The organism is Neptunicella marina (assembly GCF_014270035.1).
Classification (GTDB): domain Bacteria; phylum Pseudomonadota; class Gammaproteobacteria; order Enterobacterales; family Alteromonadaceae; genus Neptunicella; species Neptunicella marina.
Genome location: NZ_JACNEP010000002.1, coordinates 132,178 through 153,606 on the forward strand (window position 1 = coordinate 132,178; position 21,429 = coordinate 153,606).

Consider the following 21,429-nt stretch of genomic DNA (forward strand, 5'->3'; position numbering starts at 1 on the left):
CCAATAAAAATTATTCTAAGGTTCACTGCAGCAGAATTGAAAATGGAAGTAAGGATGGCGAAGGTCAAAACTGCATTGTCAAAAAAGCTTTTGACCCGCGTATTGTCGGTCTACTTTCTGTTGACCTTCCTTGTCACCCTTGGTCAGGTATTCACCGAATATCTCAATGCTAAAAGCCACATCAAAGATGAACTTCAAACCCTGAAAAACACCTTTGGCACTTCACTTACCCGTGCAATTTGGGAACTCAACTTTCCACAGGCCGTCGCATCAGCTCAGGGATTAATGGAACTACCGATTGTTGAAGGGGTGCAAATTCGCGATGAAAGCGGCAGTGTTGTTGCCGATATAGGTTTAACCTCTCCACAACCAGACAAACTGGCCACAACGGGTCAGTTTTTTGACCATGATAATGGTACCTTCAGTTACAGCTTCCCACTGATATTTGAATTTTCAGGCCGTACCTCACGTGTGGGAGATGTTGCACTGTATTCCAGCTTTGACATTATTGTTGGGCGAATTGAAGTCGGTTTGTTTTTTCTGGTGGGTAATTCCATTGTTAAAACTGCCTTTTTAATCTTTTTATTTTTACATGCATTTCGCAAAATGCTGACCGATCCTCTGGCTGAATTAACTCAACAAATAAGTCAGTTCGATTTAAATCACCTCGAAAGCTCCAAAATCAATATATATTCCAAGGATGATAACGAGTTGATGATGTTGCAACGTTCATTTAACAACCTGATTGATGATTTGATTCACTCACAGGAAAAATTAAACGATGCACAAGCCGAATTACGTGATGCCAATAAAAGACTGGATGAGCAAAACTTAACCCTCGAACAGGAAGTCGCGAAAAAAACCGCGTCACTTAGCCAGATTATGCTTGACCTCGAGCGGCAAAAAGATGAACTGCTAAATAAACAGCAGGAATTGGAAAGTGAGGTTAACGCTAAAAGTAAAATGGCAGCGGAACTGCGTAAATCTCATGATGAACTGGAAAGCTCGCTCAAAGACCTCAGTGCCGCGAAAGATCAGCTGGTCGAATCTGAGCGTATGGCGTCTTTAGGGGGACTGGTTGCAGGTATTGCTCATGACGTTAATACGCCGCTTGGCATTGGCGTTACCGCGGCCAGTTTCTTGCAGGAGCGTCTAAAAAACCTGCAAATTGCCTATGAAAATAAAACCTTAAGTACCAAAGCAATGAATGCCTTTATCATGGAATCCCAGCAAACCACCACTTTGTTGATGAATAATTTAAACCGGGCATCATCTTTAATTGCCAGTTTTAAACAAGTGGCCGTGGATCAAACCAGTGAAGTAGAGCGACATATCAATATTAAAGTGTACTTAGGCGAAATTATTCAGTCACTGGCACCACAACTGAAAAAGACCAAACACCAGATTGATATTGATTGCCCGGATGATTTAGAGCTTTATTGTGCGCCGGGCATCATTGCACAAATATTTACCAATATGATCATGAACTCGGTCATTCATGGCTTTGAAGATATTGAATACGGCCATATTCAAATTAATGTCAGCAAGTCAGCCAGCAAAGTTATAATCAACTATAAAGATGATGGCAAAGGCATGTCTGATGAAGTTCTTAACCAACATTTTGATGCCTTTTTCACCACCACTCGCGGACGCGGTGGGAGCGGACTTGGCACCCATATCATGTATAATCTTGTTACTCAGGCGCTCAAAGGCAATATCAAAGCTAACAGCTCGCCAGGTAAAGGTGTCAGTTACCGCATAAGCTTTCCGCTGCGCACCGAATCAAACTAATCCAACTTAACATTGTCATCGGTACAAAAGGACTGATGACAATTGTGATGCATATTCATACATAAAAACACGAGAGTACTATGTGGTTTAAAAACCTAAAATTTTACCGTATCACGTCCCCGCTGGAACTTGATGAAGATAAACTCCAGGATGATTTAAAGGAGTTTGGTTTTCGCCCTTGTGGTTCACAGGAACAAGCCACTCAGGGCTGGACATCTCCGTTTTCCAAAGGTGATGCGTTATTTCACAGCGCGGGCAATAACATCTGGTTAAATTTAAAAAAGCAGGAACGTTTATTACCGAGCTCTGTGGTTAATGCCCAACTGGCAGAAAAGGTCGCCACCATTGAGGCCGATACAGGTGCAGCAGTCGGTAAAAAAGCCAAACAGGATTTAAAACAGGAAATTATTCATCAGTTGCTGCCAAAAGCCTTTACCAAAGATAGTTTTACCCAGGGGTTTATTTCGGTGGCAAATAATTTGGTGGTGGTAGATGCCGGTAGTGATGGAAAGGCCGAATTTTTCCTTGCGCATTTGCGTAAGGCTATCGGTTCCCTGCCCGTTGTGCCATTAGCCAGACGCAGCCTAAGTGCAGAGTTCACCGCCTGGTTAACCGAAGGCAATGTTCCTTCTGCATTTTCAATTTTAGAGGAAGCCGAGTTACGCTTACCTCAGGATGAAGGTGGTATCGTGCGTTGCAAAAATCAGGATTTAACCTCTGACGAAATTCAGTCTCACCTGGATGCAGGAAAAGTCGTGATGAAAATTGCGGTGGAATGGGATGAAACACTTAGCGCAATTCTGCAGGAAGATTTAACGGTTAAACGTCTAAAATTTACCGATATGATCCGCGAAAAAAATGATGATATACCTAAAGAAGAACAACTGGCCAAAATGGATGCAGACTTCAGTCTAATGGCCGGTGAAGTAGTCAGACTGGCTAATTCACTGACGGAATTATTTGAACTGGATGAAGAACAACGTTTTTAACTTCAGCTAAAAAGAAAAAGCCGTTTGTACAACACAAACGGCTTTTTATATTGGTTAATAATATTACTTAAAGATTGTCTTCACTTCATCGCGTGATGTTTTGAAATCATCGCTATCCAGCACTTTTAAGTCAGGCAAAATAGCCTTTTGCTGGGTGATATTTAACACATCATCTTTATGGCTGGAAATCGCACCGGATAACACCGCCCCCACGCGCACAAAATCCAGGTAGGAGACTTTTTCAGTCTGGAATTTTAATGAACGCCAGTTTTCAGTAATTTCGGCCATTTCCTTGTTAAACCCCCAACTATCCAAAATGGTCGAGCCTAAACGGCCTGCCAGCTTTTGAATGGCAACATTTAAAAATGTTGGGTTGGCGAATACATCCTGATGGCGCTCAGCTTCACTTAAAATAGGCAGAACCCCGATATTATGTACTAATGCGGACAAGGTTAACGTGTCCATATTCAGGTTTTTATTTTTATCAGCCTGTTTGGTATAGATCTGAAAAACCGCCATCGCATTAGCCGTTACATCAACAGTGCGGTCCCAAAGTTTGGACAAGTATTCCCCCACTATTGGGTTTTTAGATACAAACAATTGCTCCATTGCCAATGCCGTAGCGATATTCTTAATTTGTCTCAAACCAATTCGGGTGACAGCCTGATGTAAATTCTCCACTTTAACAGTGCGCCCCAGGTAAGCACTGTTAGCTATTTTCATAATACGTGCGCTTAACGCTGGATCCTGACCAATAACCTCGCCCATTTTATTCAAGTTCACAGTAGGATCATCTGCGGCTTTACGCACTTTTAATGCGATGGCTGGCAGTGTAGGTAGTACGAGGGTGTCATTATTGATTTTTTCAACCAGGATGGTTAATAACGCGTTTTCGGTAGACATCTGTTTTTAATCCTCTTCCTATCTTTAACAGAAACCAACAGCCAGAACGGAAAATCTGTTGATAATATAATACGTCTTTGCTCCGGACGTTTTATTATAGTGGCTTTATTTGCCTGTCGACTTACCTTTCCAATAACTCAGGCATTCTCATTCATTGAGTGCAGTAGCTATTTTGAAAATCAATAAGTTGGCATTAGTATAACGCTAACACGCATCGTATTATGCTAGTTTTTTACCAAATACAATAAATAATTCAAATAAGGGTTTCCATGAAATTACAAAAGCTTGCCATTGCTACCGCAATTATTACCCTAATGGGATGCAGCCAACCCCAAAAAGATTCGGTTCAATCAACCGACTCATCTGAATCAACAGCACAAACTTACCAGTTAGTGTCTGGCGAAGCGTCACGACTGGATATTTATCGTAACGTCAAATTAACCGCCGATTTAAGCCATTATTCAACCAATCAAAAGGCGATGCTGGCTCACCTGATTGACGCGGCTGCCATTATGGACGATTTGTTTTGGCAACAAGCATTTTCAATGGATAAAAACACCTTTTTAGAAAAGGTTGCCGATGAAAAAGTGAAACATTTTGCGGATATCAATTATGGTCCATGGGACAGACTTGCAGGTGATAAACCCTTTTTACAAGGCTTTGATGAAAAACCTCTGGGTGCTGCGTTTTATCCTGAAGATATGACTAAAGCAGAGTTTGAAGCGGCAGACATTGCGGATAAAACAGGGCTGTATTCCGTCATTAAACGCAATAGCAGTGGCCAGCTGATATCTGTTCCTTATTCACATCTGTACCAAGAGCAATTACAACAAGCAGCAGAACTGCTGCGTCAGGCATCAAAACTGGCCGACAATAAAGATTTTGCCAATTATCTGGACATGCGTGCCGATGCATTGGTTAGTGACGACTATCAGGCCTCTGATTTTGCCTGGATGGATATGAAAACCAATCCCATTGAGTTGGTCATTGGTCCAATCGAAACATACGAAGACCAGCTCTACGGTTACCGGGCAGCCTATGAAGCTTATGTATTGTTAAAAGACATGAGCTGGAGTGAAAAACTGGCCAAATATGCAGCCTACTTACCTGAATTACAAAAGGGTCTGCCCGTTGATGATGCCTATAAAGCAGAAACACCGGGAACCGATGCGGACTTAAATGCCTATGATGTGATTTATTATGGAGGTCACTCGAATACTGGTAGTAAAACCATCGCGATTAATCTGCCAAATGATGAAGCTGTGCAACTGGAAAAAGGCACCCGTCGCTTACAATTAAAAAATGCCATGCGTGCCAAGTTTGACCATATTCTGGTACCTATTGCTGAACAGTTAATTGTGCCAGAGCAGCGCAAACACATTACCTTTGATGCGTTTTTTGCCAATACCATGTTCCATGAAGTCGCTCATGGTTTAGGCATTAAAAACACTCTGGATGGCAGCTCAACCGTGCGTCAGGCTCTGAAAGAACATGCATCAGCGCTGGAAGAAGGTAAAGCCGATATTTTGGGTTTATATATGGTCTCCAGCCTGCTGAAAAAAGGCGTGATTACGGAAGGTACGCTGGAAGACTATTATGTGACATTTATGACAGGGATTTTCCGTTCAGTGCGTTTTGGAGCAAGCTCAGCACATGGTAAAGCCAATATGATTCGCTTTAATTTTTTTGCTGAACATGGTGCATTTAGTCGCAACGAACAAGGTTTGTACAGTGTCAATATGGACAAAATGGCAGAGGCTGTTGACGCATTATCCAACCTAATCCTGACACTTCAGGGTGATGGTGATTATGATGGTGTAGCAGCACTGGTTGCGGATAAGGGCGTGATTAAACCTCAATTACAACAAGATCTGAGTAAACTGGCTAATGCCAACATTCCTGTAGACGTAGTTTTTGAACAGGGAAAAGAGGTACTTGGACTGTAAGTCCATGAAATAACACTATACTTTTATGTAGTTGTACTTGTGAGGATGGGTTATCAGTACCAACACGAAATTAGAGAAGCAAAGTAAGCGCGATACGGCAGCATTGCTGTACGAAAATAGCTACTCAGGTCTGGCTATTAGTTTGCTGGCTTCAACTGTTATGGTGTTTGCGTTTGATGACTCTCCCTACAACATCATCAAAACAGGCTGGTGGCTGGTAATGCTGCTTGTATTACTGGCCCGTCTGATCGACTGTTTACACTGGCAAAAACAAATACGCCACACTGATTTTGATGGCGATGCCTACATTAAACGCTTTTCAATTGGTTCTACATTTACTGCATTATTGTGGTGTGGTTATTGTTTATATTCTTTGCAATATGCGGACACTATAGAACTGGCGTTCATTATTATTATTGTCTCAGGAATGGCTGGTGGAGCTGCAACCATACTGGCAGCTCACCGTATTACATCTGTTATTTATTGCTCACTGTTGTTATTGCCCTTTTCTATTGGTTTGATGCTATCACCGGTATACCACCAGTTCATCATTGGCGTATTGGGTGCAGCATTTGCTATCGCCATGTTTGTTGCAACTAAAAAGGCAGCTGAGTTTAATCAGATGGCAATTCGTTTAAAAAATGAAAATGCGATTCTGGTTAGCCATATGGAAGATGAGGTAGAGGCAAGGACCAAACAAATTAATGAGTTATCGAATATAGACCCACTGTCGGGTTTATTTAATCGAAAGTCATTTTTAGCTCAACTGGATAATCATGTGTTTAGTGATTCTGCTATACACTCTTTTGCTTTGTTATTTATTGATTTAGATGGTTTTAAACAGATCAATGATACGTTAGGTCATGAGGTGGGTGATAAAGTACTCAAAGAAACCGCCAGTCGTTTGAAAGCAGCTTGCAAAGACAGTTATTTTTTGTGCCGCTGGGGAGGGGATGAATTTCTGGTTGGCATGGACAATGCGGATGCAAGAGAAGCCCTGACCCAGGCCAGACGTCTTATTGATGAAGTATCAAGCGAATATTATATTGGCGACAACAAACTGAACCTCGGTGCTACCATAGGCATAGCGTTATCACCTTACCACGCCACCAATCCATTAAAGCTGATCCAATTGGCGGATACCGCCATGTATTTTCAGAAAAAAACCGCCAACGGCAATGCTGCACTTTTTACCGACGAACTGGGACGGCAGCAGGCGCGGGAAACTTATTTAAAAGAAGCACTGGTGCATGCCATAGAGAACAATCAAATCAGGTTGGTTTATCAACCCATTATCGACAGTAAAACCAATCAACCCGAATCGATGGAAGCCTTAATGCGCTGGCAACTGGGCAACGAGAATATCTCACCTGCCGAGTTTATCCCGATTGCCGAACAATACGGTTTAATTAAACAACTCGGAGCCTGGGCCTTGCATCAGGGTTGTGAAGAAGCGCGCCAATGGCAGATCCATGCTTCACTGGCTTTAAGTGTTAATGCCAGTGTAAAACAGCTGCAGGACGATGATTTTATGCAGATCATTGACTCTGCGCTGGCATCTAGTGGATTAGCTCCGGAAAAGTTGCATATAGAGGTGACTGAATCGGTGTTTGCAGCAGATAAGGAAAAGTTAGTCGAAAAAATTCTGGCAATAAAAGCACGTAATGTACAGGTGTCTATTGATGACTTCGGCACCGAGTATTCGTCATTGTCAGTTATTCAACAACTGGCAGCCGACACTGTAAAAATCGATAAAACCTTTGTTAGTAGTCTGGCAACCAGTGGTTACCCAATCGTAAAAGCCGTGGTTAATATAGCACAAGCCCTCGACTATAAGGTGGTTGCAGAAGGCGTTGAGACAAAAGAACAAGCACTTAAGCTAGCTGAGATGGGCGTACAGTATTTACAGGGTTTCTATTTTGCACGCCCAATGGAAACGGTACAACTGGACAAATATTTACGCGAGCTTTAGTCCTTAGTTTTCAGTTTATCCTGATACGGTGGCCAGCCCATTGCCTTGCCCGCCAATAAATGCAAGTGCAGATGATAAACTGTTTGCCCACCATGCTGATTGCAGTTCATCACTACACGATAACCATCTTCAGCAAAACCTTTTTGCCGGGCAATTTTGGCTGCCACTACAAATAAATGACCTATGACTTCGCGATCTTCCATTGCAATATCGTTAACTGTCGCAATTGGCTTTTTCGGGATGATAAGAAGGTGTGTAGGAGCTTGCGGATTTACATCGCTAAAGGCCAGTACCAACTCATCTTCATACTGAATGTCAGCCGGAATTTCTCGTTTAATAATTTTGCTAAAAATAGTGTCCTGACTCATGGTCATCTCCGTTTATAAATAAACAAAACCTAACAGGATTACGCCTAAAATTAAGCGATAAATCACAAATGGCATCATGCCGATCCGTGCAATCCAGTCTAAAAATAACTTGATACAAACATAGGCACTGACAAAGGAAAGGACGGCGCCATATAACATTGCAGACCAGTCAATAGGACTCGTGCTTTCAACTAAATCCATCGATAAAAGTAAACCAGCGCCAAGTATGGTTGGAATCGATAATAAAAAGGAAAAACGTGCTGCACTTTCACGATCCAGCCCAGCCATGAGTGCGGCAGTCATGGTAATGCCCGAACGCGATGTGCCTGGAATTAACGCCACTGCCTGCATAAAACCAATAAACAACACACTCTTTAGGTTTAACTGATAAATATTGTTGTGTTGTTTGGCCGTTCTGTCGGCATAACCAAGCAATAAACCAAAGGCAATAGTTGTCACCGCAATAACAAGCGCGGAACGCGCGTAAAATTCAATATAAGGTTTAACTAAAACCCCAAAGACCACCGCAGGGATCGTTGCCACAATAACCCACCAGGCTAATTTACTATCATCACTGTGATTGCCGCGTAAAGAGGAAAACCACGCAACCGTCATTTTGATAATATCCTGGCGAAAATAAATCAGCACTGCTGCCAGACTGCCCAGATGCACCGCTACATCAAACGCCAACCCCTGATTTTGCCAGCCCCACAAAGCAGAGGGTAAAATCAGGTGGCCTGAGCTGGAAATAGGTAAAAATTCGGTAAATCCCTGAATTAATGCCAACAGGATAATTTCACTCATGTTCATCATTACAGCAGTTTCCATTCAAAATTAACCGGCCACAATTTTTGTTGGCTATTAAGTTCGTCCCACATTTTTACATAAGTTTGTTTGGTTTCGGGATGATACAAATCCGCAGCTAATTCACTCAGGGGTAAAAGTACAAACGCGTTATGTTTGATTTCTTCCCGCGGCAACTCAACAGGTGACTGACACACTGCATCGTCATATAACAACAGATCCAAATCCAGTGTACGGGGTGCAAATTTTTTATCCCCGCGAATACGACCATTATCATCTTCAATGGCTTTTAACAGAGCAACGACTTCTGCAATGTCTTTTTGTGTGTTGGCCGCCACAACCAAATTATAAAAGTGGCTTCCTTCAAACCCAACAGCTTCACTTTCATAGACTGTCGATAATCGGATATCACTAAAGTGTTGATGTAAAGCCGCCACTCCGGCATTGATATGTTTTTCCCGTTCAACATTACTGCCAACAGAAATAAAAATCTGACTCATTGTTGAGGTTTCCTGACAATAATGACTGCCACATTACTGGCATTGGGCAGAATACCCGGTTTTGATAACTTTAATTCCACTTGATGACAATTAAATTGCGCAAAAATATGGCTGATAATCGATTCAGCTAACGCTTCAAGTAATTCAAATTTACTTTTGGCTGCCACTTCACAAACCAATTCTGCAACTTTGGCATAATCAAGGGTGTCGTTAACGTCATCACTTTGACCGGCTTTATACAAATCAACCTCAAGGGTTAAATCAACAAATAAAGCCGTTTTGGCAGTGCGTTCCCAATCATATACACCTATTAGGGATTCAATCTGTAATCCTTCAATGACTATTTTATCCAACGGAACCTCTTACTCTTCACTGCGATACCTGACTTTTAATCACTGCTAAACGCGCCAATAAACATGACATTTTCGCCACTAAAAATAATAACTCCAATCACAAAAAGAGATGCGACAATTGCAGATATTGTGTGGAATTTGCGGTATGGTATGCACAAAGATTTAAGTGTACCTTCTTTGTTAACAGGTTGAAATGACAGCGCAATTTATATTTATGATGGCCATCGCCTATCTTGCCGGCTCAGTATCCAGCGCTGTTATTATTTGTCATCTTTTTCGATTGCCCGACCCCCGTCGTGCTGGCTCAGGTAACCCTGGTACCACCAACGTATTGCGTATTGGTGGCAAAATCCCAGCGGTACTCACTTTGTTAATCGATGTATTTAAAGGCACAATTCCTGTTTGGTCAGCCTATTTTCTTAAACTGGATCCCTGGATGTTGGGCATGGTCGCCATCGCGGCCTGTCTGGGTCATATTTACCCGTTGTACTTTGGGTTTAAAGGCGGAAAAGCGGTAGCCACTGCATTGGGTGCAATGTTACCGATTGGACTTGATTTATCGGGACTACTAATTGGTACCTGGTTTTTTACCTTGTTGGTTAGTGGTTATTCTTCTCTTTCTGCCCTTGTCACCGTTACACTTGCGCCACTGTATACCTGGTTTATCAAACCTCAGTACACCATACCGGTAGCCATGTTATCGGTGCTTATTATCATCCGCCACAAAGATAATATACGGCGTTTAATAAACGGGCAGGAAGGTAAAATAGGTGATAAAGGCAAGACCAATGAATAGCCTTACCCGTTGTTATAATATAATGCTAGATGGCTGTGAGCGTATCCAGCGGCCAGCGCGGTTGCGCTTTAGCACTTAATTCACTTCGTTCACCAGACTTAAGGCGTTGCAGCCCGGCATAAGCAATCATTGCGCCGTTATCGGTACAAAACTCTAATCTGGGGTAATGGACTGTGCCATTCATCTTGGCGAGCGCAGATTCCAGCTTGGATCGCAAAGTTTTATTGGCACTAACCCCGCCGGCGATCACAAGACGTTTCAGCCCGGTTTGCTCCAACGCTCTGCGGCATTTTATTACCAGGGTATCGACTACCGCTTGTTCAAAGGCACAGGCTACGTCTGCCTGTGTTTGTTCGTCACTGGCTTCACTACGAATCGTATTCGCGGCGAAGGTTTTTAATCCACTAAAGCTGAAATCCAGTCCCGGTCTGTCAGTCATGGGACGCGGAAAATGAAAGCGGGTGGGATCACCTTTTTCAGCTAACCTGGCTAACATAGGGCCACCTGGATAATCCAGCCCAAGTAATTTTGCGGTTTTATCAAAAGCTTCACCGGCAGCATCATCAACTGATTCACCCAGAATTTGATACTGGCCTATGCCCTTTACTTCCACCAACATGGTGTGACCACCAGAAACCAGTAGAGCAACAAACGGAAATGCGGGAGGCTCATCTTCTAACATTGGCGCCAGTAAATGCCCTTCCATGTGGTGCACTCCTACCGCTGGCACATTCCACGCATATGCCAAACTGCGGCCAACAGACGACCCTACCAATAAAGCACCGACCAAACCTGGCCCCTGGGTAAACGCCACACCATCAATTGAACTCACATCGATGTTGGCATCCTGAATGGCTTTTTGAATCAGGGGAATGATTTTTCGAACATGGTCGCGTGATGCCAACTCTGGCACAACCCCACCATAATCGGCATGCAATTTTACCTGACTATAAAGTTCATGAGCCATCAATCCCTGTTGCTCATCATAAATGGCAATCCCCGTTTCATCACAGGACGTTTCAATACCTAAAACCCGCATGTATAACCCACTGACGTAAAAAACCCGCTGATTCTACCTTTTTACAGCATCAACCGCCACGCACTTAATAGCAGGGAGTTAGTCAGAAATATCATTTAACTTCTACATTTACAGTTAATTGAGCACAATTAGCGATAATTATGCATTTTTAATTAATCCTGACTTTACAAGCGTGGCTGATATGATTAGAATTCCGCACCATTTTTAACCATAGGCCAACTTTTATATGGTCATGGAACAAAGCAACAGATAATTTTTTGAGGTGAGATTTTAATGCCAATCGTTAAAGTTAGAGAAAACGAACCATTTGACGTAGCCCTGCGTCGTTTCAAACGTTCTTGTGAAAAAGCGGGTGTTTTATCAGAAGTTCGCCGTCGCGAATTTTTCGAAAAACCTACCTGGGAACGTAAGCGCAAGAAAGCAGCGGCTAAAAAACGTCATCTGAAAAAGTTGGCTCGCGAAAACGCACGTCGCATCAAGCTGTACTAAGATCCATCTCTCAATGGAGCTTCGGCTCCTTTGATTGTCAGGTAATTCAATGAGTTTAGTTGAACAATTAAAAGAAGCGCAAAAAGATGCAATGCGTGCTAAAGACAAACAGCGTCTTGGCACTATCCGCATGGCACTCGCGCAAGTTAAGCAAATTGAAGTTGATGAACGCCGCGAAGTCACCGACGAAGATACGTTGGCACTTTTAACCAAAATGGTTAAGCAGCGTAAAGAGTCTGCTACTCAGTTTGAGCAGGCTAACCGTCAGGATCTACTCGATATTGAGCTGGCTGAAATTGAGGTACTAAATTCGTTTTTGCCTCAGCCTCTGACTGATGAGGAAGTGGACGCGTTAATTGAACAAGCAATTAGCGAATCTGGTGCCAGTGGTATGCAGGACATGGGTAAAGTAATGGGATGGTTGCGTCCTAAGGTTACTGGCCGTGCCGACATGGGTAAAATCAGCGGTTTAATAAAGACACGTTTAACAGCCTGATAATTAAATCGATTTTCGACAAGCCGTGCCTTCTTATTGAATGCACGGCTTGTTTTGTTTTACAGTAATCCCCCACTTTTAGGCAGACAATAATAAAACCATGGCAGGAAGAATCCCACGCGACTTTATAGATGATCTCATTGCTCGCAGTGATATTGTTGAGATTGTCGATAGCCGGGTGCGCCTGAAAAAAGCAGGTAAAAACTATCAGGCCTGTTGTCCATTCCATAACGAAAAAAGTCCCTCTTTTACTGTCAGCCAGGACAAACAGTTTTATCACTGCTTTGGTTGCGGTGCGCACGGCAACGTTATTTCATTTTTAATGGAATTTGACCGGCTTGAATTTCCCGAGGCCGTAGAAGAACTGGCACAATTTCATGCTGTTGACGTCCCCCGGGAGCAGGGTTCGGCCAATTCATTTAGTCCGGAAAAAAAGCAACAGCGTCAAAGCGACTATGAGTTGATGGAACAGGTTGCGCGTTTCTTTGCGCACCAGTTAAAACACCATGCTAATGGTGCTAAGGCCATTGACTACCTAAAACAGCGTGGTTTGAGCGGTGAAGTGGTTAAAAACTTTGGCATTGGTTATGCGCCTCCTGAATGGGACAGCGCGCTGGCAGCGTTTGGTAAAACGCCGGAATTGCAGCAGCAATTATTAGATTTAAAAATCATCACCCAAAATGACAATGGTCGCCGCTTTGATTTTTTCCGCGACCGAATTATGTTTCCAATCCGCGATAAACGAGGTCGTGTGATAGGTTTTGGGGGGCGGGTTCTCGAAGGTGATAACGGTCCCAAATATCTCAACTCCCCCGAAACACGCATATTTCATAAAGGTCACGAACTTTATGGTTTATATCAGTTAAAACAAGCATTACGTAGCCCAAACCAAACCATGGTTGTAGAAGGCTATATGGATGTAGTAGCGCTGGCACAATTTGGCATTCATTACGCTGTTGCCTCACTTGGGACAGCCACCACGGCAGAACAAATACAGAGTTTGTTTCGTACCGCGCCTAAACTCATTTGTTGTTACGATGGAGACCGCGCAGGACGAGAAGCAGCCTGGCGCGCATTACAAAATGCCCTGCCCTACGTAAAAGACGGCGTAGAAATGCAGTTTGTATTTTTACCAGACGGCGAGGATCCCGACACGTTAATTCGCCAAATCGGTCTTGAAGCATTCGAACAAAAACTACAGCAAGACAGTATTCCATTATCACAATTTCTGTTTGATTATTTGCTGAAAAACCACCATGTGCGCACCGATGAAGGTAAGGCCGCATTAAAGGCCGATGCCGAGCAATATATTAATCAAGTTCCTGGTGAAAATCAGAAAGAAGTATTAGGTGAGAAACTGCGTAAAGCATTGCGAGAGGGTGGCTATTCTAATGACTTAAAAAAAGACTTATTAGATGCAAATCGTCCAAAAATAAAATTAAGCTCATATTCAGGTGCCCCGCTCAAAAATACATTGTCACCCGTACGCAGTATGCTGAAGTTATTAATCGAAAACCCTACTTTGGCGGTTGAATGTCCGGAAGTTCAACCCAATCTATTAAACTCAGAGCTATTTGCGGGGTTACCACTGTTGGTAGAGGTACATCGTTTCTGCCTTGATAGACCAAACCATAAATCAGCACAAGTAATTGAGGCATTTAGAGAACATCCTCAGGGTAAGTTTTTGGCTCGATTACTGGTCGATACAAATAGTAGTGATGATGAAAGCATTAACAATTTGTTTAAACAACATCAGGTTCGGGTATTTACAGACTGCTTTTCCAAGCTGATTGATTTACAACTTAAAAGCCGTCTTGAAGAACTTCTAACCAAGTCTACAGTTAGTGGTCTAAATGAGGCAGAAAAACAGGAACTTAGAGCATTAACTTTGCAACAAAATTAGGCATGGCTATGGATGAAAGTTGTACATGTCTGCTATACTGGCGAATTCGCCTCGTCGCCGAAAAACGAAAAATTTTTAACTATTTGGAAGTCATATAATGGTGTCAAACAAGCAGTCTCAGATAAAACTCCTGATCACCAAAGGTAAAGAGCAGGGATTCCTGACCTTTGCAGAGGTGAATGATCACCTTCCACAGGATATCGTCGACTCAGATCAGATCGAAGACATAGTTCGAATGATCAACGACATGGGCATCAAAGTATTCGAAAATGCCCCAGATGCTGATGAGCTGTTAATGCAAGAAAGTGCTGCCGATGAAGACGCAGCCGAAGCCGCCGCTCAGGCGCTGGCCACAGTAGAAAGCGAAATTGGCCGCACCACAGATCCGGTTCGTATGTATATGCGTGAAATGGGTACTGTTGAACTGCTGACCCGTGAAGGCGAAATTGTCATCGCCAAACGTATCGAAGAAGGGATTAATGAGGTTCAGTGCTCTGTTGCCGAATACCCGGAAGCTATCACCTATTTATTAGACCAGTGGGATCAATACGAAGCAGAAGAAATTCGTTTAAGTGATATCGTAATCGGCTTTATTGATCCTAATGCGGTTGATGACGACATTGCACCGACTGCCACTCACGTTGGCTCTGAATTATCCAAAGAAGAACTGGAAGATGAAGACGACGATGATGATGACGATTCAGATGACAGTGATGACGATGATAACAGTCTGGATCCGGAAGTTGCGCGTGAGAAGTTCAAAGAATTACGTGATCAGTACATGATTACACGTGATGCGATTGCTAAATACGGTCGTGCTGATGCAAAAGCGAAAAAAGCCATTGATGAACTGAGCGAAATTTTTAAACAGTTCCGCCTGGTACCAAAGCAGTTTGACCGTATGGTTAAAAACATGCGTGGCATGATGGATCGCGTGCGCGTTCAGGAACGTCTGGTAATGAAGCACTGTGTGATGCAGGCTAAAATGCCGAAAAAAGACTTTATGAAAGCTTTTGTAGGTAATGAAACCAGTACCCAATGGATCGAAGACATTCTGTCATCCGACAAAGCTTATGTGGCTGCATTAACCGAATTCCGTGAAGAACTGGAACGTAGTGTTAGCAAGCTAAACCAAATTGAGGAAGAGACCGGCTTAAGTATTATCGATATCAAAGATATCAATCGCCGCATGTCAATTGGTGAAGCAAAAGCCCGTCGTGCTAAAAAAGAGATGGTGGAAGCTAACTTACGTTTAGTTATCTCTATCGCTAAAAAATACACCAACCGTGGTTTACAATTCCTTGACCTGATTCAGGAAGGTAATATCGGTCTGATGAAAGCGGTAGATAAGTTTGAATACCGCCGTGGTTATAAGTTCTCAACCTATGCTACCTGGTGGATCCGTCAGGCAATCACCCGTTCAATTGCTGATCAGGCGCGTACTATCCGTATTCCTGTGCATATGATTGAAACCATCAATAAGTTGAATCGTATTTCCCGCCAGATGTTGCAGGAAATGGGTCGTGAGCCTACGCCGGAAGAATTATCAGAACGCATGGTTATGCCGGAAGATAAAATTCGTAAGGTACTGAAAATCGCTAAAGAGCCAATTTCGATGGAAACCCCAATTGGTGATGATGAAGATTCACACTTAGGTGACTTTATTGAGGATAGCACCATTGTGCAGCCTCTGGATTCAGCGACTTCAGGTAACCTAAAAGGTGCCACTCAGGACGTATTGGCAGGCCTGACAGCGCGTGAAGCCAAAGTACTGCGTATGCGTTTTGGTATTGATATGAACACCGACCATACACTGGAAGAAGTAGGTAAACAGTTTGATGTAACCCGTGAACGTATTCGTCAGATTGAAGCGAAAGCTTTACGTAAACTTCGTCATCCCAGCCGTTCAGAGCAGTTGCGTAGCTTCCTAGATGACCAGTAACATCTACATTATAAGTTAAGAAAGGCGCCAGTTGGCGCCTTTTTATTTGTAACCTTTCAGACAAATTCAGCTTAAAACGAAATACTCTTATTCCCTAAAATGGCTTTGTTTTCTCCCTGCTTATTTTTCAAAATAAACGCAGCCGGCATACCACGCTGAGGTATTGTTGTATTCGCTTTATCAGCAAAGAAAACAGGTAACCCAGAAGAGTTCGTCAGCTTTTTATCATCATCAAATAAACAGATACCTTGCTTTAAAAACGCCATGTATTTGGTGTAAGTTAATTCCTGAGGCTGCTTTGCAGACTCAAGGCGTTTACATCCCACGTACAGCCAGTTCGTTGCGTCAACATCCGTATAAGCACGGGTAGTGGAACTGTCTCCGACTTCAACAACGTGTCCACCTTTGAAATGAGGCTGTGTTTTTATTGCTATATCTGTAACGTAACTTTGTCCCGCCGACTCAACCCTGACCTTGTTTACTTTCATATCCACAAAACCGTTACTGCGATTAAACGGGATCGTGTCGTATTTGGTATAGTCGGTAGTGAGATACTGTTGCTGAGCGATGCTGTTGATGGCGTAAACATACATTTTAAGATTGGCCAGTCTTGCCACCTGACGATTGTTATCATCAGGATACCCTCCCGACTCTATCAATATGGTGCGAATGCCCATTTTGGAAAAATTATCACCAAAAGCACGAGGCTCAAATGTATCGTTATAGCGCCCAATAAAACCACCTAAATTATGCGGAACGTCAAATACCAACTGACTGATTAACTGCATCGCCTGCCTGCGTTTCAGATTTATGTCTTTAGCGACATTAAATGCCGGCGCAAGTACCGATATCGTCGCGGGTTTATCTGATTGTCCCACCGCATAATAACGATTCTGATCATGTAAATTAAAACCAAAGTCAGGTTGAATTTGTTGAGCAGTTTTCATTAGTAACTGCCCTTCCGGCGTTTGTAAGCGAGCAGCGTCACGATTAATATCAATATCCTGAGCATTATAACGTCTGGACGCATTGGCACCGTCCGGATTGACCATAGGCATGATAAACAGGCTGATTTTATCCTGCCAGCTACTCCGCCATTGTGGATGCTGATCAATAAGTTGTAAAAAGTCGAACAACGCGGCGGTAGCAGTGGATTCATTGCCATGCATCTGACTCCACATAAATACCTTCACCGGGCCCTGACCTGCATGTATTAAATGAATATTGCGTTTCTCCACAGACTGCCCGGCAACTTCGCTGGTTAACCAGGGATAAGACTTAAGATGTTGTAAGTGAGACTGGATATCGGCAGGTTTAATTTGCATTTTATCCAAACCACCAACTCTGGCTCGCTGCCAGTCGCTGTCAGTGAATTGTGCTGACGCATGAAAACAAACAAACAGCAGAATGATATTAACTAGTTTTAACTTCATTATTTATTACTACTTTTGATGATTTTTGTAATAATTTAACACTAATTAAGGTAAGGTCAAACGTGACTCAAATACATAAGAAGAGAAAGCTATGCACAAACGACACTTTCTGATTAGCACATTATTATTAATAACCAGTTGTCTGTCCTCTATATCGGCCGTAGCCGCTGAGCACAACAACTTAAAAAGGCTGATCCCCTCAGCATTGAAAGCCGGTGATACCATTGCGTTGGTTGCTCCGGCAGGTGCACTGGATGAACAAATAGAACTGGACATTGCCGTTGAATCGTTTGAGGCAATGGGGTTTAAAGTCAAAGTAGGAAAACATGTGTTATCCCGTGATGGTTACTTTGCCGGAACTGACCAACAGCGCGCAGCTGATATTAATCAGGCTTTTGCCGATCCTGTAGTTAAAGGGATTTTCGCCATCCGTGGTGGCTGGGGGTGTAATCGCATCCTGCCTTATATCGATTTTGATCAGGTGAAAGCACATCCCAAAATTGTGTTTGGTTATAGCGATATTACCAGTTTGTTAAACGCCTTTTATACCAAAGCCGGTCTGGTAGGTTTTCACGGACCAGTGGGTGTTTCATATTGGGGTAAAGATCAGGCGCAGCAGCTAAATGATATGCTAATTCAGAAACAAAAGGTCGTCATTAAGAATCCTGATGATAAGGATGCTGACGCCCTGACTCAGCGTAAACATCGTATTCAAACCCTGCGTGGCGGCAGTGCCAGCGGCAAATTAATTGGTGGTAACCTCACCGTATTAAGCTCGATGGCCGGATCTGATTATCTGGCAGACTGGAGCGGACATATTCTATTTCTGGAAGATGTGGGCGAATCCCTTTACCGCATTGACCGTTACCTCTCCACACTGCAAATGGCAGGTAAACTACAGCAATTAAACGGCATAGCATTTGGCCAGTGCACCAAGTGTAAGTCAGAAAAAGGTTATGGTGGATTTACCCTGCGTCAAATACTTGAACACTATTTCTTACCATTGAATATTCCGGTGTTTATGGGTGGCCAGTTTGGTCATGTAAAAGACAACAATATATTGCCGGTTGGTATTAATGTGAAAATTGATGCTGATAAAGGACAACTCATTTTACTGGAATCTGCAGTAGATTAATCTCAGCACAAACAAGCAGTTAATTAAATGCCAGATTATGGACTTTGACTGGTCTGGCATTTATTCTTGACCCACTTTTCTGACAAAACAACACATTATAAGTGGGAATAACAATGCGCAGTTTCGTGCTTCTGGCAATAGCAAGTTTAAGTTTATCCGCATGTAACGGCGTATCCGGCGCAAACGGCGATGATCCTTTTGGTAATGGCGGTACTGGTGGCACTGACACCGCTAAACTACAAATAAGTTTACTGGACAGCAGTTGCAAAACCCATTCAGGTCCCAGCTTTAATACCGGTAGCCAGATCTGCATACAAGCCAGACTAAGCAAAAATGGTAATCCTGCGAGTGGAGAAATTATTACTTTCTCAACCCAACTGGGTAACCTGTCAGTTGAATCAAAACTCACCTCAACAGATGGTGTAGCAGAAGTTATATTATCCTCCACGGCTGGTGATGTAGGTGCATCCACACTCACCGCAAGCTATGGTGATATCAGCCAGCCAGTGAATTACGAATTTTTAGCCGGCGATGGCGTCTCTGCGGGCAATTCGCAATTACATATTTCGATGCTGGTTAACGGACAGTTAAATAACCGCATCAGCTCCGACACTAATGCGTTGATTCAGGCACGATTAACTAATTTCAATGATCAGCCTATCGCTGATCAGATTGTTTCCTTCTCAACCAATCGCGGCAATATTTTAGCCACCAGTGCACTGACTAACGGCAACGGCATTGCCCAGGTTACCTTAGTACCATCCGCCAGTGATTTGGGGGCAGGCACTATCACTATCCAGACAGCCAATAACGATGCTCAGGTGAGTGACAGTATGAATTTTGAAGTTGTCGCACCCGGTACTACCTCAGACCAGGTTGTGAGATTTGGTTATTTGGACGGAAATGGCATCTTTACTGAAGGTGAAATAGGTACCACCCCACAAAATAATGTCACCCTCAGTGCCGGCGGAACACTGGGTCTGAATGTGGCATTAGTGGATGAGCAGGACAATCCGGTTACCACACCATTTCAGGTTAGTTTTAGTTCCGGATGCAGTAGTCAGAATCAGGCCAAAATCGACCCTGTTGTGGTGAGTAAAAATGGCATTGCTCACGCAACATTTGAGGACATTAGCTGCGCCGGTTCAAACGGTATTACAGATCAAATCAGCGCGTCTGTTGTGATTAATAACGAAACCGTTACATTACACAAAGCTATCACCATTCAGCCTGAGTCTATTGGCTCTGTGGCTTTTATTGATGCACAGCCCGCCAAATTAGTATTGCAGGGAACCGGTGGGCAAAATACTGCCTCCAGCTCTGTGATTACCTTTCAGGTCAACAGCGATTTAGGTAATCCGCTTGCACAGCAAAAAGTGACATTCAGTTTAAATACTAATGTTGGCGGTCTTAGCCTGTCTAAAGCTGAAGGCTTAACCAATTCTCAGGGGCAGGTAAGTACCACGGTTCGAGCTGGCACGGTACCCACAGCAGTGCGCGTTACAGCTATCGTCACGGGTGAAAACAATACACAAATTCAGTCACAATCAGATTTATTGACGGTTAGTACCGGACTACCGGATCAAAATAGCTTTTCGCTGGCGTTTAGCACTGTTAACCCTGAAGCCGGAAATATTGACGGCACAACTGTCGATATCACAGCGCGATTAGCCGATAGTTTTAACAATCCGGTACCCGATGGCACCGCTGTCAGCTTTACCACTGAAGGGGGCTCAATTGAACCCAGTTGCACTACCACTAATGGAACTTGTACCGTTGTTTGGACCAGTCAACGCCCCAGAGTAAACAACCATAGAATCACAGTATTAGCTACCGCCATTGGGCATGAGACATTGTTCGATAGCAATGGCAATAATAGTTATGATGATGCCGACGGTAGCGCAATAACCGACAATACAGACAGTGGCTTTGGCAACAGCCAATACGGACAAACCGGGTTTGTAGATTATGCAGAAGCCTGGCGTGACGACGATGAAGACGATGTGCATGATGCGTCAGAAATATTTATCGACTTTGACAATAGCGGCAGCTTTACACCAGGTGATGGTAAATTTAACGGCCCACAATGTACCAGCAGCAGTAACTGTGGTGCCAGTAGCATGAATGTGCGCAAAGCGGGCGTTATCATTATGGCCAGCTCTGATGCTCATATGGATATACTGGCAGGTAGTACCGTCTATTTCAGCAATCATCAAACAGCCAATCAACCCACACTTGCCTTATCGTCTGGTCAAACGATAACACTGACATTACGTTACGCTGATACGGCAAATCAACCGATGCCCTCAGGGACTACGGCTTCTATTTCCACCACATTGGGAACATTATCAGGCGTAACAGAAGATACCGTGCCAAATACCAATACCAGTGGCAAAGGCAGCCGTGATATGACATTTAATCTCACCCATGATGGTGCTACAGGTGTAGCCACAATCGAGACACAGGTCACCTCCCCTTCCGGCGTTGTATCCCGTGTAACATTTAATATTTGGTTAAACTGATACGTACCATATTTCAAACACAAAAAAACCGCAGCTAGCTGCGGTTTT

Annotated in this window: 18 protein-coding genes; 11 read left to right on the top strand and 7 right to left on the bottom strand. The window is 43.4% G+C overall.

The annotated features are described in order from the left end of the window. Positions 1–54 precede the first annotated feature (54 nt). Together H8B19_RS03020 and rdgC are read left to right on the top strand one after the other, a co-directional pair. The gene (locus H8B19_RS03020; RefSeq protein WP_186505308.1) at positions 55–1,791 is read left to right on the top strand and encodes a sensor histidine kinase; all 1,737 of its coding nucleotides are present in this window, start codon (positions 55–57) and stop codon (positions 1,789–1,791) included. 80 nt (positions 1,792–1,871) lie between these two features. Further along, positions 1,872–2,780, top strand: a complete 909-nt coding sequence (gene rdgC / locus H8B19_RS03025; RefSeq protein ID WP_186505309.1) for a recombination-associated protein RdgC — start codon at positions 1,872–1,874, stop codon at positions 2,778–2,780. Positions 2,781–2,843: 63 nt separating this feature from the next. Here the strand turns inward: rdgC and H8B19_RS03030 are convergent, their stop codons facing one another. Then, positions 2,844–3,683, bottom strand: coding sequence for an HDOD domain-containing protein (locus tag H8B19_RS03030; RefSeq protein WP_186505310.1), 840 nt, complete (start codon positions 3,681–3,683; stop codon positions 2,844–2,846). A 269-nt stretch (positions 3,684–3,952) separates the two neighbouring features. On the opposite strand from H8B19_RS03030, the gene H8B19_RS03035 reads away from it, so the two are divergent. Both H8B19_RS03035 and H8B19_RS03040 read left to right on the top strand, forming a co-directional pair. After that, entirely contained in the window at positions 3,953–5,629 is a 1,677-nt protein-coding gene (locus H8B19_RS03035) for a dipeptidyl-peptidase 3 family protein (protein WP_186505311.1), read from the top strand. Positions 5,630–5,732: 103 nt separating this feature from the next. Beyond that, complete coding sequence (locus tag H8B19_RS03040) at positions 5,733–7,601, top strand: EAL domain-containing protein (RefSeq protein ID WP_194362610.1); 1,869 nt, start codon at positions 5,733–5,735, stop codon at positions 7,599–7,601. Here H8B19_RS03040 and H8B19_RS03045 read toward each other — a convergent pair. The 4 genes from H8B19_RS03045 to folB are packed head-to-tail and all read right to left on the bottom strand — an operon-like array spanning position 7,598 to position 9,626. Next, the gene (locus H8B19_RS03045) at positions 7,598–7,969 is read right to left on the bottom strand and encodes a histidine triad nucleotide-binding protein (protein ID WP_186505312.1); all 372 of its coding nucleotides are present in this window, start codon (positions 7,967–7,969) and stop codon (positions 7,598–7,600) included. The genes H8B19_RS03040 and H8B19_RS03045 overlap by 4 nt on opposite strands. Before the next feature lie 12 nt (positions 7,970–7,981). Continuing rightward, positions 7,982–8,779 carry an undecaprenyl-diphosphate phosphatase gene (locus H8B19_RS03050; protein WP_186505591.1) on the bottom strand — a complete coding sequence of 266 codons (798 nt, stop codon included), beginning with the start codon at positions 8,777–8,779 and terminating at the stop codon, positions 7,982–7,984. Between the two features lie 2 nt (positions 8,780–8,781). Further along, on the bottom strand, positions 8,782–9,273 hold the full coding sequence (folK, locus tag H8B19_RS03055) for a 2-amino-4-hydroxy-6-hydroxymethyldihydropteridine diphosphokinase (RefSeq protein WP_186505313.1): 492 nt from the start codon (positions 9,271–9,273) through the stop codon (positions 8,782–8,784). Further along, positions 9,270–9,626 (bottom strand): dihydroneopterin aldolase, encoded by a 357-nt coding sequence (gene folB, locus H8B19_RS03060; protein ID WP_186505314.1) that lies wholly within the window; start codon positions 9,624–9,626, stop codon positions 9,270–9,272. The genes folK and folB overlap by 4 nt, the downstream gene beginning before the upstream one ends. A 193-nt stretch (positions 9,627–9,819) precedes the next feature. Between folB and plsY the strand changes: the two genes are divergently transcribed. Beyond that, positions 9,820–10,422, top strand: a complete 603-nt coding sequence (plsY, locus tag H8B19_RS03065) for a glycerol-3-phosphate 1-O-acyltransferase PlsY (RefSeq protein WP_186505315.1) — start codon at positions 9,820–9,822, stop codon at positions 10,420–10,422. Positions 10,423–10,447: 25 nt separating this feature from the next. Here the strand turns inward: plsY and tsaD are convergent, their stop codons facing one another. Beyond that, positions 10,448–11,461 (bottom strand): tRNA (adenosine(37)-N6)-threonylcarbamoyltransferase complex transferase subunit TsaD, encoded by a 1,014-nt coding sequence (gene tsaD / locus H8B19_RS03070; protein ID WP_186505316.1) that lies wholly within the window; start codon positions 11,459–11,461, stop codon positions 10,448–10,450. Positions 11,462–11,734: 273 nt separating this feature from the next. Between tsaD and rpsU the strand changes: the two genes are divergently transcribed. From rpsU to rpoD, 4 genes are all read left to right on the top strand, one after another. Next, positions 11,735–11,950, top strand: coding sequence for a 30S ribosomal protein S21 (gene rpsU / locus H8B19_RS03075; protein WP_008845199.1), 216 nt, complete (start codon positions 11,735–11,737; stop codon positions 11,948–11,950). Between the two features lie 49 nt (positions 11,951–11,999). Then, the gene (locus H8B19_RS03080; RefSeq protein WP_186505317.1) at positions 12,000–12,446 is read left to right on the top strand and encodes a GatB/YqeY domain-containing protein; all 447 of its coding nucleotides are present in this window, start codon (positions 12,000–12,002) and stop codon (positions 12,444–12,446) included. A gap of 100 nt (positions 12,447–12,546) precedes the next feature. Further along, positions 12,547–14,349 carry a DNA primase gene (gene dnaG, locus H8B19_RS03085; RefSeq protein ID WP_186505318.1) on the top strand — a complete coding sequence of 601 codons (1,803 nt, stop codon included), beginning with the start codon at positions 12,547–12,549 and terminating at the stop codon, positions 14,347–14,349. Positions 14,350–14,446: 97 nt separating this feature from the next. Beyond that, positions 14,447–16,291, top strand: a complete 1,845-nt coding sequence (rpoD, locus tag H8B19_RS03090) for an RNA polymerase sigma factor RpoD (protein WP_186505319.1) — start codon at positions 14,447–14,449, stop codon at positions 16,289–16,291. 71 nt (positions 16,292–16,362) lie between these two features. Here the strand turns inward: rpoD and H8B19_RS03095 are convergent, their stop codons facing one another. Continuing rightward, a complete protein-coding gene (locus H8B19_RS03095; RefSeq protein ID WP_186505320.1) occupies positions 16,363–17,724 on the bottom strand; it encodes a M14 family zinc carboxypeptidase in 1,362 nt (453 codons plus the stop codon). A 91-nt stretch (positions 17,725–17,815) separates the two neighbouring features. On the opposite strand from H8B19_RS03095, the gene H8B19_RS03100 reads away from it, so the two are divergent. Together H8B19_RS03100 and H8B19_RS03105 are read left to right on the top strand one after the other, a co-directional pair. Then, positions 17,816–18,859 carry a S66 peptidase family protein gene (locus H8B19_RS03100; RefSeq protein ID WP_186505321.1) on the top strand — a complete coding sequence of 348 codons (1,044 nt, stop codon included), beginning with the start codon at positions 17,816–17,818 and terminating at the stop codon, positions 18,857–18,859. A 113-nt stretch (positions 18,860–18,972) separates the two neighbouring features. Further along, positions 18,973–21,381: an Ig-like domain-containing protein gene (locus H8B19_RS03105; protein ID WP_186505322.1), complete on the top strand. Its 2,409-nt coding sequence runs from the start codon at positions 18,973–18,975 to the stop codon at positions 21,379–21,381. The last annotated feature ends 48 nt before the right edge of the window (positions 21,382–21,429 follow it).

Excerpts from the sequence above, each read along its gene's own strand:
- H8B19_RS03080 (WP_186505317.1), top strand. The coding sequence starts at position 12,000 with ATGAGTTTAGTTGAACAATTAAAAGAAGCGCAAAAAGATGCAATGCGT.
- folK (WP_186505313.1), bottom strand. The coding sequence starts at position 9,273 with ATGAGTCAGATTTTTATTTCTGTTGGCAGTAATGTTGAACGGGAAAAA.
- H8B19_RS03020 (WP_186505308.1), top strand. The coding sequence starts at position 55 with ATGGCGAAGGTCAAAACTGCATTGTCAAAAAAGCTTTTGACCCGCGTA.
- H8B19_RS03045 (WP_186505312.1), bottom strand. The coding sequence starts at position 7,969 with ATGAGTCAGGACACTATTTTTAGCAAAATTATTAAACGAGAAATTCCG.
- H8B19_RS03050 (WP_186505591.1), bottom strand. The coding sequence starts at position 8,779 with ATGAACATGAGTGAAATTATCCTGTTGGCATTAATTCAGGGATTTACC.
- plsY (WP_186505315.1), top strand. The coding sequence starts at position 9,820 with ATGACAGCGCAATTTATATTTATGATGGCCATCGCCTATCTTGCCGGC.
- H8B19_RS03095 (WP_186505320.1), bottom strand. The coding sequence starts at position 17,724 with ATGAAGTTAAAACTAGTTAATATCATTCTGCTGTTTGTTTGTTTTCAT.
- rpoD (WP_186505319.1), top strand. The coding sequence starts at position 14,447 with ATGGTGTCAAACAAGCAGTCTCAGATAAAACTCCTGATCACCAAAGGT.
- H8B19_RS03035 (WP_186505311.1), top strand. The coding sequence starts at position 3,953 with ATGAAATTACAAAAGCTTGCCATTGCTACCGCAATTATTACCCTAATG.
- H8B19_RS03100 (WP_186505321.1), top strand. The coding sequence starts at position 17,816 with ATGCACAAACGACACTTTCTGATTAGCACATTATTATTAATAACCAGT.
- H8B19_RS03105 (WP_186505322.1), top strand. The coding sequence starts at position 18,973 with ATGCGCAGTTTCGTGCTTCTGGCAATAGCAAGTTTAAGTTTATCCGCA.
- rdgC (WP_186505309.1), top strand. The coding sequence starts at position 1,872 with ATGTGGTTTAAAAACCTAAAATTTTACCGTATCACGTCCCCGCTGGAA.
- H8B19_RS03030 (WP_186505310.1), bottom strand. The coding sequence starts at position 3,683 with ATGTCTACCGAAAACGCGTTATTAACCATCCTGGTTGAAAAAATCAAT.
- dnaG (WP_186505318.1), top strand. The coding sequence starts at position 12,547 with ATGGCAGGAAGAATCCCACGCGACTTTATAGATGATCTCATTGCTCGC.
- rpsU (WP_008845199.1), top strand. The coding sequence starts at position 11,735 with ATGCCAATCGTTAAAGTTAGAGAAAACGAACCATTTGACGTAGCCCTG.
- tsaD (WP_186505316.1), bottom strand. The coding sequence starts at position 11,461 with ATGCGGGTTTTAGGTATTGAAACGTCCTGTGATGAAACGGGGATTGCC.